The organism is Lysobacter sp. Root604 (genome assembly GCF_001427505.1).
Classification (GTDB): Bacteria; Pseudomonadota; Gammaproteobacteria; order Xanthomonadales; family Xanthomonadaceae; genus Lysobacter.
In genome coordinates this window covers 205,597-221,406 of the sequence record NZ_LMGS01000013.1, presented here as the reverse complement: position 1 = coordinate 221,406, position 15,810 = coordinate 205,597, and the positions used below count along the sequence as shown (strand labels likewise).

General features: G+C 67.3%; 13 protein-coding genes. 10 read left to right on the top strand and 3 right to left on the bottom strand.

Annotation, left to right across the window (positions count from 1 at the left end):
* On the bottom strand, positions 1-1,471 hold a 1,471-nt coding region (locus tag ASD69_RS21575), incomplete at its 3' end, for a condensation domain-containing protein (RefSeq protein WP_343123766.1).
* A 58-nt stretch (positions 1,472-1,529) separates the two neighbouring features.
* A partial coding sequence (locus tag ASD69_RS20670) for an AMP-binding protein (protein WP_235567281.1) occupies positions 1,530-3,920 on the bottom strand: 2,391 nt, incomplete at its 3' end.
* 1,234 nt (positions 3,921-5,154) lie between these two features.
* Here ASD69_RS20670 and ASD69_RS22160 point away from each other — a divergent pair.
* Positions 5,155-5,586 (top strand): hypothetical protein, encoded by a 432-nt coding sequence (locus tag ASD69_RS22160; RefSeq protein ID WP_157499383.1) that lies wholly within the window; start codon positions 5,155-5,157, stop codon positions 5,584-5,586.
* A 94-nt stretch (positions 5,587-5,680) separates the two neighbouring features.
* Here ASD69_RS22160 and ssb read toward each other — a convergent pair whose 3' ends face one another.
* A complete protein-coding gene (gene ssb / locus ASD69_RS20665) occupies positions 5,681-6,232 on the bottom strand; it encodes a single-stranded DNA-binding protein (RefSeq protein ID WP_056183169.1) in 552 nt (183 codons plus the stop codon).
* 1,146 nt (positions 6,233-7,378) lie between these two features.
* Here ssb and ASD69_RS20660 point away from each other — a divergent pair.
* Genes ASD69_RS20660 through ASD69_RS20625 form a run of 9 tightly spaced genes read left to right on the top strand, consistent with a single transcriptional unit; the run spans position 7,379 to position 15,808 of the window.
* A complete protein-coding gene (locus ASD69_RS20660; RefSeq protein WP_056183168.1) occupies positions 7,379-8,398 on the top strand; it encodes a sigma-54 dependent transcriptional regulator in 1,020 nt (339 codons plus the stop codon).
* Entirely contained in the window at positions 8,398-9,033 is a 636-nt protein-coding gene (locus tag ASD69_RS22155) for a hypothetical protein (RefSeq protein WP_157499381.1), read from the top strand. The genes ASD69_RS20660 and ASD69_RS22155 overlap by 1 nt, the downstream gene beginning before the upstream one ends.
* A gap of 34 nt (positions 9,034-9,067) precedes the next feature.
* A complete protein-coding gene (locus ASD69_RS20650) occupies positions 9,068-10,099 on the top strand; it encodes a hypothetical protein (protein ID WP_056183161.1) in 1,032 nt (343 codons plus the stop codon).
* The gene (locus ASD69_RS20645; protein WP_056183159.1) at positions 10,092-10,400 is read left to right on the top strand and encodes a hypothetical protein; all 309 of its coding nucleotides are present in this window, start codon (positions 10,092-10,094) and stop codon (positions 10,398-10,400) included. The genes ASD69_RS20650 and ASD69_RS20645 overlap by 8 nt, the downstream gene beginning before the upstream one ends.
* Positions 10,397-12,505, top strand: coding sequence for a phage tail sheath subtilisin-like domain-containing protein (locus ASD69_RS20640; protein WP_056183157.1), 2,109 nt, complete (start codon positions 10,397-10,399; stop codon positions 12,503-12,505). The genes ASD69_RS20645 and ASD69_RS20640 overlap by 4 nt, the downstream gene beginning before the upstream one ends.
* A gap of 30 nt (positions 12,506-12,535) precedes the next feature.
* On the top strand, positions 12,536-13,006 hold the full coding sequence (locus tag ASD69_RS20635; RefSeq protein WP_056183152.1) for a phage tail protein: 471 nt from the start codon (positions 12,536-12,538) through the stop codon (positions 13,004-13,006).
* Positions 13,003-13,821 carry a hypothetical protein gene (locus tag ASD69_RS20630; RefSeq protein ID WP_056183149.1) on the top strand — a complete coding sequence of 273 codons (819 nt, stop codon included), beginning with the start codon at positions 13,003-13,005 and terminating at the stop codon, positions 13,819-13,821. The genes ASD69_RS20635 and ASD69_RS20630 overlap by 4 nt, the downstream gene beginning before the upstream one ends.
* 23 nt (positions 13,822-13,844) lie before the next feature.
* Positions 13,845-13,988: a hypothetical protein gene (locus ASD69_RS22535; RefSeq protein ID WP_200944040.1), complete on the top strand. Its 144-nt coding sequence runs from the start codon at positions 13,845-13,847 to the stop codon at positions 13,986-13,988.
* A 29-nt stretch (positions 13,989-14,017) separates the two neighbouring features.
* Positions 14,018-15,808, top strand: a complete 1,791-nt coding sequence (locus ASD69_RS20625; RefSeq protein WP_157499379.1) for a hypothetical protein — start codon at positions 14,018-14,020, stop codon at positions 15,806-15,808.
* The last annotated feature ends 2 nt before the right edge of the window (positions 15,809-15,810 follow it).

Sequence of the window (15,810 nt, the reverse complement as noted above, 5' to 3'; positions counted from 1 at the left end):
TGAACGGCGCCGTGGGCTCGTCGATGTGCGCCAGTTCCTGGCGGAAATAGGCCTCGTGCGCTGCCGCAGGCACGCGCAGCGCCTGCGCCACCAGCTGGCGCATCGGCACCTCATCGGCCAGATCYGCACCGYTTCCACYGCGTATCGCATCGATCTCGGCAAGCGCCAGGGCCAGCGTCACGTGATCGCAGACCAGGTGATGCTGCAACATCGACAGCATCCAACCGCCCGCGCGGTCTTCGGCGACGTAGGCCGCCAGCAARGGCGCACGGGTGAGATCCAGCCGCAAGCTGCGCGGATCAGAGAGCCCGGCAAGTTCTTCCAGGGCGTCGCCYACACCCGGCAAGGYCAGTTCGTGCACGGGCACGCGCGCCTGTCGATAGACCACCTGCACCGGCGTCGACAGTCCTTCCCACACCACGGCGGTACGCAGGATGTCGTGACGCGCCACCACCACGTTCAGCGCGCGCAGGAAATCATCGAGTTCCTCGCGGCGATCGAACGCCAGCAGCGCCCGCAACAGGTAGGTGTCGCCCTCGCCRTCCAGCATGTGATGAAACAGGATGCCTTGCTGGGACGGCAGCAGCGGRTAGATGTCCTGGACGTTGGCGACGCCACCGGGCACGGTTGCGACAACGCAGTCGATTTCGGCCTGCGTCAGGCTGACCAGCGGCAGCAGCTCCGGCGATATCGACYGCAGCTCCGGCGTCARCAGGCTGGGCGGTACGGCCTCMGCCTCTTCCCGCAAGGTGGCGGCGTAGGCGCTCAATACCGGCGCGGCAAACAGGTGGCGCACCTCGCCGCGCAAGCCCTTCGCGCGCAGACGCGTGGTCATCGCGACYACCAGCAGCGAATGCCCGCCGAGCTCGAAGAAGTGATCGTGGCGACCCACCTGCTCGATATTCAGCAGCGACTGCCAGACCTCGGCCAGCTCTTGCTCGATCTCGCCCTGCGGCGCCTCGTACTCGCGCCGCATCAGCGACGTTGCGTCCGCTGCCGGCAAAGCCTTGCGATCCAGCTTGCCGTTGGGCGTCAGCGGGAACGCGTCGAGCACCACGAAGGCGCTGGGCACCATGTAATCGGGGAGCTGCGCCGATAGATGCGTACGAAGCTCGGCCACCGAAAGCTCCGCGCCCGTATCCGCCGTCAGGTACGCCACCAGGCGTTTGTCGCCCGGCTCATCCTCGCGCGCCAGCAGCACCGCCTCGCGCACGCCGGCACACGCCGTCAGCCGGGCCTCAATCTCGCCCAGCTCGATGCGGAAGCCGCGGATCTTCACCTGGAAATCGTTGCGCCCCAGGTACTCGATGTTGCCGTCCGGCAGCCAGCGACCGAGGTCGCCGGTCTTGTACATGCGCGCCTGCGGGTCGGCACTGAACGGATCGCGCACGAAACGTTCGGCCGTCAACGCCGGCTGATTCAGATAGCCCCGTGCCACGCCATCGCCGCCGATGTAGAGCTCGCCCGCCACGCCCACCGGCACCGGCTCGCCCTGCGCATCCAGGATGTACACCTGGGTGTTGGCGATNCACGCCATCGCCGCCGATGTAGAGCTCGCCCGCCACGCCCACCGGCACCGGCTCGCCCTGCGCATCCAGGATGTACACCTGGGTGTTGGCGATCGGTCGGCCAATCAGCACCGGCCCCGCATGGCTGCGGTCCATCCGCACCCAGGTCGAGTACGTGGTGGTCTCGCTGGGACCGTACAGGTTCACCACCTCTTCGGCCGACGTGCCGGCAAACAGCTGCGCCACCAGCGCCGGCTTCAAAGCCTCGCCGGCGAGGTTGATCGTGCGTACCGTATCCGGCACGCACTGAGAACGCAGCAGCGCGTCGATGCCGGAGGGCACCGTGTTGATCAGCGTCATCGTGTCCTGTGCCGTCACCGCCAGCACATCCGGGCGCAGGCTCACCATGGCCCCGCACGACAGCGGCACGAACAACTCGAACACCGCCAGGTCGAAATTGGTGGACGTGGCAAACAGGGTGTGGCTCAGCTCGGCCGCCGTGAAACTGGCCTGCGCCCAGGCCAGCAGGTTGAGCGTGTTGGCATGTTCGATCGCCACGCCCTTGGGCGTGCCGGTGGAACCGGAGGTGTAGATCACATAGGCCAGGTGACGCGAACTCAGGCCCTGCCGCCGTGCGTCGACGTTGTCGACCGGATGGCTCGCCAGCGTGGCTGGCGCCTGGTCCAGCCATAGCACGGGCACGTCGCCGGCGGGCAGATGCCCGTCCAGGTGCGTGGTCGAGAGCAGCAGCCTGGGCGCGCTGTCCTTCAAGATGAAAGCCAGCCGTTCGGCCGGATAGGCTGGGTCCAGCGACACGTAGGCGCCACCGGCCTTGAGGATGCCCAGCAGGCCGACCACCAGGTCGAAGCTGCGTTCGCAGCAGATCGCCACGCGATCATCCGGCCGCACACCGCGCGCGATCAGTTCGTGCGCCAGCTGGTTCGCGCGCGCGTTCAACTCGCCGTACGTCAGACGGTGGTTTTCGTAAACCACCGCCACCGCATCCGGCTGCGCGGTCGCCTGCTGCTCGAACAACTCGTGGATCAGGGCGTCGCGCGGATAGGCGGCCTCGGTGGCATTGAACTGCTCCAGGATGCGTTCGCGCTCTCCATCCAGCAGCATATCCGCCGGAACGAGCACGGCATCGGGCGAGAGCACCGTCAGCTTCAGGGCTTTCGCAAAACGCTGGGCGAGCAGCGCGGCCTCATCGCGGGTGAAATAAGCCTCGTTGCAATCGAAATGCACCGCGACGTCGCCGTTCGCACGGACGTCCCATACGGTGACCATCAACGGCGTTCTTTCGCTCTCATGACTGACATAAGTCAGCTCGAGTCCGCAGCCCTCGATTTCCAGCGCGCTGTCGGCCTTGAGATAACTGAACCCGACATCGCCCAGCAAGGCATGGCCACCGGTCCGGCCCAGATCGCGCAGCAAGTCGCCGTGCGGATAGCGCTGATGACGAAAATGCGCCTTTTGACTGCTCGCAACCTGGCGTACCAGATCCGAAAAGCGCGAGCCGGCGACCTGTTTCAACGGCAACGGACTGACGCCCGAAAATGCGCCGATAAGCTGCTTCTGCGCGGCGCCGCGACGGTTGTGCACCGCGACGGAAATCAGCACGTCCGGCTGTCGGTATGTCAGTCCAAGGCAGGCCCCGAGCGCTCCCAGCAGCACCGCATGCGGCCCCACCCCCAATTGCGAAGCGAGCTGCTCCACGCATGCGAATGTGTCGGACGACACCTGCTGCGTGACACGGAAACTGCGGGTCGGCGCATCGCCGGCGCTGCCTGCGTAAAACGGTTGAAGCAAACGCTCCGGCAACGTTGCGCATTGCTGCGCCCAGTAGTCCCGATCGCGCAGGTATCTTTCGGTTCCCAGATAGGCATGCTGCTCGGCCGCAACGCTCACGCAGCTCGACACCTGCGCTGCCGCTTCGCCGTTGTAGTACTTCGCCAGCGCCTGCGCCCAGTTGGCGAAGCCCCAGCCATCCACCGCCAGATGGTGGGCGATACCCACGTACCAATATTCGGAATCGCTCAATCGTATGAGCGCCGCCTTGAACATCTCCGTGTTCTCGAACGCCAGTGGCGTGGCGAAAAGCTGGCGAATCCAGACTTCCGCCGCCATCGAAGGGCGCGCCTCAGACGACAGATCCACTTGTTGCAGCACTGTCGTGCGCTCGTGCACGACACCTTGCGCCACATCGTCGTCGGTACAAAAAATCCGTAGACCGAACGCGTCATGTTCCATCACCAGGTCGCTGTGCGCCTTGGCAAGCCGTGCCGTATCGACAGCACCCAGCTTCAGATAGCCGCCTACGTTGTAGCAGGGGCTTTGCGGACGGCGAATCTGATCGAAGTAAATGTCGCTTTGATGCGGACTCAGATGAGCAAGCCGATTGACTCCCCGCATGACATTTCCCTGTCCTTGCATCAGCAACGAAAAATAAGCACCACTGGCTGCGACGCCTATCGCAACCACTCGAACACACGAAGAATCAGGCACCGCACGTATTTGGGATACGTTGCTTCCGAGACGCGGCGTGAGACAGCCGCCCCTTTTACCTGGCTCGTAAGCAATACCCGCAGCACCGCAGCACCCGCAGCGCGCTAAGGCAGCCCTGTTTGACCCCTTTGTTCGACTTGCTTAACTACCCCGCCTCGACTTTCGCAAAATTTGTGAGGGTCGTCAATTCGGAAGCACGACACCAAAGGCAACGCTGCAAAAGTCCTTTGGCAACTTTCGCGTGCATTTCCAAATAGGTGTTCATGGCGTTACGCCTCAATCGAACGTGGCGAACGCAAGCTCACCATGTGGACGATGTGGCGTGTCGCGGAAGGTCTCGGCGCGGTGCCATCCGAGTCGCTAGCTGACGCCAACTTGCAGGAAAGCATCCGGAAGTTGCTGCCGTCGTTGCCGTGGGAAGCCCCGCAGGTTGAAGTCGCTCGAAAGGGACGCATACAGCCGCATGAAATTGGCGAGACTGCCCGTACCGAGGCGTATGCGTCCACCGGCAGTGCTCGACGGACTCCTATCGACGGATCAATTTCCTAAAGAACGCCCATCACGTGAGAGGTCCTCTCAAGCGACACAGTAGCTCATTGGAATACTTGTGCGCGAAACCTTTGGCAACTACTTACTTTTCTTCGGCGGAACGGTGCTTACTCTTGCTCTCACGGCGACCTGACCGACTCGCAGCAGGCAACGGCTGCCGTACGACGCCACGCTCGCGGGTCAAGGTGCCCAGCGCTTGCGGCGCGTGGCGCGCCGGCCGCGCAAGCTACACCGGGAGTCAGCCTTGTGATCGCGGGTACTTCACCTGCTGAGCGAAGACCGGTCACCGCAACAGGTCAGTCGCACACTGCACCGACGGTTCCCTGATCGGCCGGCGTGGCGGGTGACGCGCGAAACAATCTATACCGCGATTGACGCCACGGCTCGAGGCGCCATGCGGCGCGAGCCGGTGCAATTGCTGCGCCAGCGCAAATACGCCCACCGTCCACGCGGCCAGGGCGCGAACCGTCGTGGCCAGCTGGCGGATCTAGCCAGCATCCACGTACGCCCAGCGGAGACGGACGCACGTATGATCCCAGGCCACTAGGAAGACTACTTCATCAAAGGCAGGCGCAACCGCTCGGCGGTCGGCGTGCTCGTCGAGCGCACCACGCTGTATGTGAGCTTGGTTCGGATGGCGGGCTGTTCGGCGCAGGCGGCGCTGGAGGGGTTCGCCAAGGTGTCTGTTCCGCTGCCTGAGTCTGCCCGACAAACCCTGACTTACGACCAAGGCAAGGAGATGGCGTTACATCGCCTCCTGCCACAATGCACCGGCCTGGCAATTTGCTTCGTCGACCCCGCACAGCCCTGGCAACGGAGCATCCGCGATCTGCGAGAACAGCAATGGCTTGCTACGGCAGTACGTACCGAAGGGGACCGGTCTGTCCATCTACAGCCAGCGTCAACTGGATGCCATCGCCAAACGGTTGAACTATCGACCCGCGCAACACTCGGCTATCACTGTCCAGCGAAAACATTCAAGCGTCACTTAGGGCTTCACGATCTCGCGGATCGGATCGATTGACTCCGCCACGGTTTTTGAACTGCCCAGTAAGAAGAAGCCCTCTTGGATAGAGGGCTTCTTCGTTCCATCTCTCTAAAAATCAGAGATGTGTTTCTTAGAACGGGATGTCGTCGTCGGCGAAGTCGTCGCCGAAGTCGTTGGACTTGGCCGGGGGCGCATCGCGGCGCGGGGCAGATTCCTGGCGACCGCCACCACCGTAGCCGCCACCGCCGCCACCACCGCCGGCAGGACGCGCGGCACGCTCGCCACCGCCACCGCCACCGCCGCGGAATTCGCGACCGCCGCCACCACCGCCGCCACCGCCCTCGCCGCCCGGGCCGCCGAGCATCTGCATGTCGTCGGCGACGATATCGGTGAAGTACTTCTCGACACCGTCCTGACCGGTGAACTTGTCGTAGCGGATCGAGCCTTCGATGTAGACCTGGCGGCCCTTGCGCAGGTACTCGCCGGCGATCTCGCCGAGCTTGCCGAACAGCTTGACCCGGTGCCACTCGGTGCGCTCCTGGGTATTGCCGTCCTTGTCCTTGCGCACGCTGGTCGTAGCCAGGCTGAGCGTGGTCACGGCCATGCCGCCCTGGGTGTACTTGGTTTCGGGGTCGTTGCCGAGGTTGCCGACCAGGATGACCTTATTGATGCCACGTGCCATGAGGATGCGGGTCCTTAAGTTGTCGCCGAAAGCGGGCGATAGATAGTGAAGTATAACCGCCGGCCCAGGACCGTCGGGCCGCCGCCCGGTCCGGTGTCGGGAAATGCCGCGGCGAGGGGTAGGCCCGGCCGACCGGCCGAAATGGCTCAGAGCCAGCAGGGACGGGCTTCGCGCGATGGCGGCCGGCAGCGACCGGGCCCTTGGCGCCCCGCTCCGGACCCCACCGGGGCCTCCGCCGGTCGTCCCGCCGCGCCGCCTTCGCAGCCCCACCTGCCCGCCCCGCGCCCTGGGTCGTCCGCCGCCCCCGTCTGCCTGCGTGCTGCCCTTGCCGCCCGCGGTGGCCGAGCCCCGGAGACCGAGCTGCGCCGGCGGGTCCAGGAGAACCCGGACCCGGTTGCGCACCCCCGCACCTGGCCGCCCCCTGGGCGGGCACGGCCGAAGGCCGGAATCTGATCGCCGAGCAGGTTCGGGCCTTGCAGGCCGATCCGCCGCCACGGGCGCCGCCCGCCGAACAACTGTGCGGCCAACACGGCGCGCGGCCCGGCTGTCGGCCAACCCCGTTGCGCCGCGCAGGCAACGTCCTAACCTGCGAGCGTAGCGTCCAGGCGGCGACCGTCCATCGCGCCCAGGTCATCGATGTTCTTCGCACCCGCGCACCCACTCATGCGACGAAGTTGCCAACGCGACGCGCAGGGCCGCGCCTTCGGTTTTTAGATCGTCGCGAAGGTTTGGATATCCGTACGACCCGAGCGGCGAGCGCAGCGCGGTTCGGATGACTCCGTCGCGACAGGCCCGATCGCCGCGACAATTCCATCGCGCATGGATCACGCGTCGCCGCGACTCGCGCGACGGCGCCGCACGACGCGCAGCGATAGCCACGACGGGCGTTCGCGGCCGGCGCGCTAACAGGTTAGCGGTGCGCAGCGCGCGCATCTCAAGGCAGCGCGAGTCTCATTGCATCGTCGCGTGCGCATGCCGCGCGCGAACGCAAGAGTCGCGCGACACCGGCCGCGCACTGGAAAAAAATCGCGTGTCCGGTCGCGCGTTCCATCGCCGTTCTTTTTCCAGTACCCCGAACGGCGGACGGCCAGGCAGGCCGGCAGCGACCAGCTGCACAGATTCGGCGAACCAAGGAAGGAGTGATGTATGCCGCACGGCGCAGCGCTAGGACGATCGCCCCACATACGCGGATTTCTCTACGCCAGCGATGCGTGCGCGAAGGTCGCCGAGCGCCTGCCGGTGATCGCCGGCAGCGATTCCAGCGTGTTGATAGTCGGCGAGACCGGGACCGGCAAGGAGATCTGCGCGCAGGCGCTGCACTATCTGTCGCGGCGCTCGGCCGGACCTTGGGTCGCGGTCAATTGCGCGGCGGTGCCTGTGGAGCTGATCGAGAGCGAGCTGTTCGGCCACGTCAAAGGCGCGTTCACCACCGCCCACAGCTCCCGCCACGGCCTGGTCAAGGAGGCCGAGGGCGGCACCATGTTCCTGGACGATATCGATTGCCTGCCCCTGCTTGCGCAGGGCAAGCTGCTGCGCTTCCTGCAACAGCAGGAGTACCGCCCGGTCGGCTGCAACGCCGTGCAGCGCTCCGATGTGCGGGTGATCGCGGCCAGCAACCGCGACCTGCGCGTGCTAGCGCGCCAGAACAGTTTTCGCCAGGACCTGTACTTCCGCCTCAACGTGCTGCCGATCGCGCTGCCGCCGCTGCGCGAGCGGCGCGAGGACATCGCCCTGCTGGCCGGCCACTTCGTCCACCAGTTCGATCAGGCCCACGGCGGCGGCGACGGCCGCCGGCTCACCGCCGAGGCGCTGCAGAAGCTGTTGGCCCACGACTGGCCCGGCAACGTGCGCGAGCTGCGCCACGTGATCGAACGCTCGGTGCTGCTGGCCACGGGCGACAGCATAGGCGCCGACGACATCGACATCGATCCTGATCTGGACGCCGACGCGGACGCGGGCAGCGGCGAACTGGCCGGCGAGTCCTTCCAGTCGGCCAAGAAGCGTGTGGTCGAACGCTTCGAGCGGCAGTACATCGAAACCCTGCTGGCCCTGCACCACGGCAACCTCACCCACGCCGCCCACGCGGCCAAGAAGAACCGACGCGCGTTCTTCGAGCTGGTCCGCAAACACCAGATCGACACCCGCCGCTTCAACGACGCCTCCTGATGACTTCCACCTCGATCACCACGGCGCCTGGCGCCGGCGAAGCGCTGCGCCCGCACCATGCCGAATCGGTCCGTGCGCGAGCCGTTCGCGTGGAATTCGTTCGCGCGGCAACCGCGCACGAGCGCAGCGCCACCGCACCCGGTCGGATTCGTCCGCTTTCCAGGACAAAAACGCCCTACCCCGTACAGCGCGTCGCAGCAGGCTTTCGCCGCATCGGCGCGGCGCGGGCGCAGGACAAAGCAGCACCGATGTCGGCCAAGGCCGCAACCCGCAATCGTTTGGAATCAATCGTTTGCGGTACCGACGGTGTTGGCACGCGACTTGCGCTCTTCAGTCCAAGGCTGGGACGCATGGACGACTACCCCGAAATGCTAGCGATCGTAAGAGCGCTCGCCCGCTACCTGCGGGTGAATCCGAACAGTTCCGATACCGCGGAGGGAATCGCCATGTGGTGGTTCCGCGAACAGACCGTGGTCGACGGGCGCGCCTTGCTCGATGCGCTGGATTGGATGCGCGAACGCGGCCTGGTCGAGATGCTCAGCGCCAGCAGCACCGGCGACCGCTACCGCTGCACCGCCAGCGCCGACGAGCTCGACGGCGTGCTGCAGGAACTGTCGAGGCGCCGGCTGACATGACGTCCGCTCACGCAAGGATGCAGGAGAGTCGCTCGTGCCGTCGCTGACGCTCGCCGCCTTCACCCAACTCGCCGGCTGGCAGACCCTGCAAGGCGATGGCGTGACGCCGTCGGCGCAGATCGCGGTGGCCGAGGACCTGCTCAGCGACACGCCCAGCGGCGACCATCGCAGCCTGACCCTGGCTTACAGCGCGGCCTCGCTGGACCACATCGCGCGGCGTCCGCTGGCGGCGCTGGACCTGGACGACTACGACGAGCTGCGGCTGGTCCTGCGCGGCGATCGCAGCTCCGCGCCCGGCTTCTATATGGAACTGCGCCTGGGCAGCGTCGCCCTGCCGATCGGCGCGCCCGGCAACACCTGGCACCGGCGCGTGCCGGTCGGCGGTGGCGCGGGCTGGGACGTGGTGCGCTTTTCGTTGGCCGACTTGCCAGCCGCGGTACGCGGCGCGGTCACGGTCGCGCAGTTGCACTGCATCGATGCCGGCCAGGGCTATAGCGTCGCCATCGACGAGGCGCTGGCGGTGCGGCCGAGCATGCTCGCCGATCTGGAGCAGGCCTTGCTGGCGCGTTTGCACGAGCGCACCAGCCTGGGCGGCATACCGGTGCCGGCCGAGTTGGTGAGCGCCGGCGGACCGTGGCCCGCGACCACCCCTTGCATCGCGATCGTGCCGATGGACGTGCGCAATCTCGCCGAGCGCAGCGTCGGCAGCGCGCAACGCTGCGATTTCGTCGCCGATGGCTACCGCGTGCGCCCCGCGCCGAACGCGTTCGAGGCGGCGTACGCGATCGAGGCCGTCGCCGCCGAACGCGCCGATCAGGGCGCGGTGATGGATTTCCTGCTGCGCGAAATCGGCCCGCGCGGCGCGCTGCGCGTGGCCGCGCATCCGTGGTCGATCGAGACCCAGACGCCGCCGGCCTACGAATACAACCCCCACCTCGACCCCGCACCGCGTCAGCGGCTGTATTGCCGCGTGTACGCGTGGCAGGACCACGACGCGCCGTCGTCGGTGCAGCCGGTGCAGGGCCTGGTCAACCACATCGATTGGAAGGAGTCCGGCCATGGCTGAAGACAAGGCGAGCGAACGCGTCCGCCTGATCAATACGCGCTCGCAGCCGGTCGAGCTGCATCTGGGCTCGTCGGTGCACGTACTCGCGGCCGGGCAGAGCCTCGAGCTCGACGCCGCCGCGCTGGCGTCGCCGCAGTTGACCTATCTGCTCAACCGCAAGGCGCTGGCGGTACGCAGCGCAACGCCGCCGGAGGCCGCCGAGGCCGCCGGCAACGCAATCACTCCGCGCAGGCGCGGCCAGGGTGCCGCCGATGGATCCGCGCGGCCCCCGCAACCACCCAAGAGGAAGAAAGAATCATGAGCTTCATCGGCATCAATGTGCGGGAAGTCGACGGAACGGGCGCGCCGGTACTGGCCGCCGCCCCCACCTCCATCGCGGGCTTCAACATCCTGACCCGGCGCGGCACGCCGAATCAGGCCGTGATGGTCGATTCCTACGCTCGCTTCGTCGAGCGTTTCGGCGGCTATTTCCCGGGAGGCCTGGGCGCGTATCTCGTCAAGGGCTACTTCGACAACGGCGGCCAGGTCGCCTACGTCAATCGGGTGGTCTCCGACGACCCCGCCACCGGCCATGCGCCGGGCACGCTGGCGCTGCGCGACGGCAGCCCCGCCGACACGCTGCGGATCTCGGCCGGCTTCCGCGGCACCGAAGACCCGGGCAGCTGGGGCAACGGCCTGCAGGTGCGGGTGGCGCGCTCCACGCCCACCACGACACGCCTGCGCGAAGCCGCGGCTGCCACCATTACCGGCACGGTGGCCATGGTCGCGCCGGTCGACATGAGCACCCTGCCCAGCCTGACGCTGCGCGTGGACGGCTCGCCCGACAACACCGTGATCACCTTCCTGCCCGCGGACTTCCCGGGCGGCGCCGCCAACGCCACCCCGCAACAGATCCGCGACGCCATCAACGGCCGCCAGAGCCGCGTGGTCGCGTCCCTGACCGGCCCCGGCAACCTGGTGCTGACCTCGACCGGCGAAGTCGCGCGCCTGAGCGACGGCTGGACCTCGATCCAGGTCATCGCCGCCAACGCGACCCTGGGCTTCGCGATCGCCGCGGCGGTGCCTGGCACGGCCAGCGCGGTCGCTACCAACGGCGCGACCCTGCGCCGCACCGAGGACTTCGACCTCGGCGACGCGATCGAGGTCTTCGACCCGACCGTGCCGGCCAACACCGCCATGGTCAAGCTGCTGTCACGCAATCCGCTGACCGGCGCGGTCACCTGGGGACCGCCGATCGCCGGCATCGCCGGCTGGACCGCGCAGAACATCCGCGTGCGCAACCTGCGCTTCACCGTGACCGTGGCCGAAGGCGGCACCGAGGCCGAGAACGTGCGCGAGACCTGGTCGGACCTGTCGATGGAGGCCGACACGCCCAACTACGCGCCGGCCCGCATCAACGACACCATCCGCGGCTCGCGCTATATCGTCGCCGAGGACATGCTCAGCGCCAGCGCGGTCGGCGTTGATCGCCCCGCGGTGCTGGCCTGGACGCCGCTGGCGGCCGGTCGCGACGGCACGCCGACGTCGGCGCATTTCAACGGCGACGCCTCGGTGCGCAGCGGCTTCTTCGCCTTCGATCCGCACGACGTGCAGTTGCTGACCTGCGAGCGCACCGATCCGGGCATCGTCGCCGCCGCCCTGGCCTACTGCGAGAACCGCGGCGACTGCATGTACGTGGGCGCGGTGCCGGAAGGCTTCACCGAGGCCGGCCAGGCGGTCGCCTATGGCCAGTCCTTCCAGGCCAAGAAGGCCTACGGCGCCCTGTACGCGCCGTGGATCACCATCGCCGATCCGGCCGGCGTGGGCGACAACCCGCGTCGCAACCTGCCGCCGGTCGGGCATGTGCTGGGCGTGTTCGCTCGCGTCGAGCGCTCGCGCGGCGTGTGGAAGGCGCCGGCGGGCGACGAGGCCAACCTGGCCGGCGTGCTGGACGTGACCTATCGCCTCACCGACGCCGAGCACACCCAGTTGGTCAAGGACGGTAGCGTCAACGGCATCCGCGCGATCCCGCGCGCCGGCATCGTGATCGATTCCTCGCGCACGCTCAGCACCGATCCGCGCTGGATGTACGTCGGCGTGCGCCTGCTCTTCAACTTCGTCAAGAGCAGCCTGAAGAACGGCCTGCGCTGGGTGCGCCAGGAACCGAACCGCAGCTCGCTGTGGAACGCCGTCAAGTTCAATGCGGTGAACCCCTTCCTGCTGGGGCTGTGGCGGCAGGGCGCGTTCGGCACCGGTTCGCCGGAGGAAGTGTTCACCGTCATCTGCGACGCCTCGAACAATCCGCCGGACCAGGTCGATCAGGGCTTGCTCAACGTCGAAGTCTATTTCTATCCGTCCAAGCCGGCGGAAACCATCGTCATCACCGTCGGCCAGCAGCCCTCCGGGGCCGCCGCGGCCGAAGCTTGAACTCATCACTAGCGCACGCAGGAGGGCGTCATGCCACAAGTCGGAGACATTTGGGAAAGTTATCGCGCGAGCGAGTTCGTACTGGTGATCGACGGGCGCGAAAGCCCCGGCGTGAGCAAGATCGGCGGACTCAGCGAAGGCGAGATTGAAACCGTGGAACAGCCGCACGGCGGTTCGTTCCGGGTGTTCAAGACCGCCGGCGCGAAGGTCAAGTTCGACTCGCTCACGATCGAGCGGTACGTCGACGGCAGTCCGGAGGACCAGCGCTTCAAGGACTGGTTCCAGGAGTGCTTCAAGCTCAATCGCGACGATCAGGGCGGCTCCGTCCCGCGTCGCGACGGAATGATCGTCAAGCGCCACAACGGCGCCGACGTGCTGACCTTCGCCTTCTACGGGGCCTGGGTGAAGTCGTCGAAGTTCACCGACCTGGAAGCCGGGTCGACCAACCACTTCAAGCAGACCATCGTCCTCGAACACGAAGGACTGGAGCGTGTCGAATGAGAACCGAAGCCACCGCACTGCGCGAGGTCCCGCTGGCGCCGCCGCCGAGCACGACCCACCGCACCTACGAGTTCGAGCTGCCGATCGGCGTCTACGACGACGAAGGCCGCCTGCACCGCCACGGCATGCTGCGCAAGATGACCGGCCGCGACGAGGCGATCCTGGCCGATCCGCAGAACCAGCGTAACGGCGGCAAGCTGGTCACCGAACTGCTGGCCAGCTGCATCGTCGGCCTGGGCGAGCTCAAGTCCACCGGCCCGTCGGTGGTCGCGGAAATGTACTCGGCCGACCGCAACTACCTGTTGCTGCGACTGCGCGGCGCGACCTTCGGCAACGAGCTGCAGGCGAGCTACAAGTGCCCGTCCTGCGGCCACAGCCACGAGGTCACCGAAGAGCTCGATGCCCTGCCGGTGCGGCGCATGCCGGAAGAGGAATCGGCCGGCGAGATCCGCATCCGCCTGGAGGACGGCTACATCGACAACCAGGGCGTGGCCCACCACGCGATGGTGATGCGGCTGCCCACCGGCGCGGACGAGTCGGCGGTGGCGCCGCAGATGCGCAAGAACGCCTCGCTGGGCAAGAACGCGCTGCTCGCCCGCTGCCTGAAGTCGCTGGGCGACGTGCCGCAGCACCGGCTCAACGCGATCGGGCCGAAGCTGCTGGCCGAGCTGACCATGACCGACCGGCGCTTGATCGACCGGGCGCTCAACTCGGCCGCGCCCGGCGTCGATCTGATACGCGCGCTGGAGTGCCCGGCCTGCGGCCACGAGTTCAAGGCCAGCCTGGATCTGTCCCATTTTTTGGCATTGGACTGACGCTCGAGGATTTGCGTCGCGAGGTGTTCTTTCTGGCTTACCACCTTCATTGGCCGCACGCCGAGTTGATGGACATGCCCACCGAGGACCGACGCAGCTTCGCGCGTCTGCTGATCGAGCAGATCGAGCGGGAAAACGCCGAGATCGAATCGTCCCGAGGACGTTGAACCGCAGGTCGTTGAATTGGAGCCGTTGAATGCCCATCGGGCTGCTACTCACATCGCTCTCTGCGCCGTTGGCCGGTATGGCCACGGCGTTCGAGCGATGGAACGCGGTACTACGGCTGGAAGCCGTGGTGATGGACCGCGCGCGCGGCGCCTTCCTGGTGGAATGGTTCGGCGTGCGTCTGCCGCGGCTGGATAGCCGCCTGCGCGTGGTGATCGCCAACATCACCGCGCTGGGCGAGCGCTACCGCGAGGCGCGCGCGCAGTCCAAGGGCGGCCAGACCGGCCCCAACCTGCTCGAACCGGTGGCCGGTATGGCCGGCATGGCCGTCGGCATGTTCATCAGCCCCAGCGGCATCGTCATGTATCTGTACGTGAAGATCCGCGAATCCATGTGCGCGATCGCGGCCAGCCTGCTCACGATTCTCTACAGCCCGATCTTCCTGGCCGAGTTCACCGGCCTGGGCACCGCGGCCGCGGCGATCCTGTTCCCGCTGGCCTTGCTAGGCGGTTTCGTCGTCGCCATCGTCGCAGCCGCGCAGGGCGCTAACGGCGTCCTGGTCATGGCCTACGAGCTGGTCGGCGACGCGACCCGCGCGATCCAGGCGCTCACGCGCTTCATCAACCTGCTCACCGGTCCGCGCGAGGCGATCCGCAACCCGCTGCTGCGCGGCATCCTGGAGCTGGTCGATCGCGTCGCCGCGTTGTTCGCGCAACTGATCGGCGCCGCGGCTTGGCTGTTGACCCGCTTCGGCAGGCTGATCCTGCCGACCGCGATGCAGTTCCACGCCCTGATCGAATTCGGCAAGGGTATCTGGGCGGTGGTCAAGAGTATCGGCGAAGGCACGGTCGCCGCCCTCGAAGGCGCCGATCCGGAAGCGTCGCCGATGGCGATCCTGACGCGCATGATCGACCACGTCATGGCGATGGCGCGGCACCTGATCGCAGGCGCGGGCGCGATGCTGGCGCAGATGGCGATAGCGCTGAAGGACGGTTTCGGTTCGATCGCCAACCAGACCCGCGCCTCGATCGATCTGTCGGTGTCCGCCGCGCGCGGACTGATCGAGGACATCCCGCTGATCCGCCAGTTCCGCGCGGCCGCACGCGTGGTGACCGAGGTCCGCAAGATCTTCGCCAGCACCGGCGCGGCCGCCCCGGCGGCGCCGCCGGCCGCCGCGCCGCCGCCATCCTCGTCCGCCAGCCCGGGCGCGATCAGCAGCGCGCTGGCGCCGGCACGCGTGCTGAGCGGCATGCTGGTGGCGCCGCCCACGCCCAGCATGGACATGGCCAAGCGCATGGTCGGCGCGGCGCGCGGCGGCATCACCCTGTCCACGCCCTGGGGCCCGGAGTTCGACGTGGACATGGCGGCGCCGTTCGCGCTGGACCCGGCCACCGACGCATTGGCGCAGCAGCTGATGGCGCCGCCGGCGAGCGTGTTCCGAGGCGAACCGGCGCTGATGGCGCAGGAGTTCGGCGTCGATACGCCCGACCAGGCCTTCGAGTTGCTGCGCACTCACGAGCTGCGCTACCGCGATCTGCTCTACACCGTGGTCGCGCGCATCCTGCCCGCGCAGGTGCGCATCCGCGTGCCCGACCTGCTGGACGCGTTCGACCGCCTCGACCGCGAGGTCTACGGCCGCGACGTGCCCGCGCGCGACCCCGATTTCCCGGTGCGCGATCTGCCCGACAACGGTCGCCTGCGTCCGGTCGTGCGCAAGATCACCGTGCGCTGCCCCGGCGGCGACGCGGTTTCGCTGCGCAATATCGGCAACGACCTGACCCGGCTGCTGCGCGAGCAGACCTACCTGGCGCCGGCGAGCTGACG

Coding starts and splice junctions, on each gene's coding strand:
- ASD69_RS20640 (WP_056183157.1), top strand. CDS start 10,397: ATGAGCTTCATCGGCATCAATGTGCGGGAAGTCGACGGAACGGGCGCG.
- ASD69_RS20645 (WP_056183159.1), top strand. CDS start 10,092: ATGGCTGAAGACAAGGCGAGCGAACGCGTCCGCCTGATCAATACGCGC.
- ASD69_RS20660 (WP_056183168.1), top strand. CDS start 7,379: ATGCCGCACGGCGCAGCGCTAGGACGATCGCCCCACATACGCGGATTT.
- ASD69_RS20635 (WP_056183152.1), top strand. CDS start 12,536: ATGCCACAAGTCGGAGACATTTGGGAAAGTTATCGCGCGAGCGAGTTC.
- ASD69_RS20625 (WP_157499379.1), top strand. CDS start 14,018: ATGCCCATCGGGCTGCTACTCACATCGCTCTCTGCGCCGTTGGCCGGT.
- ASD69_RS22155 (WP_157499381.1), top strand. CDS start 8,398: ATGACTTCCACCTCGATCACCACGGCGCCTGGCGCCGGCGAAGCGCTG.
- ASD69_RS20630 (WP_056183149.1), top strand. CDS start 13,003: ATGAGAACCGAAGCCACCGCACTGCGCGAGGTCCCGCTGGCGCCGCCG.
- ssb (WP_056183169.1), bottom strand. CDS start 6,232: ATGGCACGTGGCATCAATAAGGTCATCCTGGTCGGCAACCTCGGCAAC.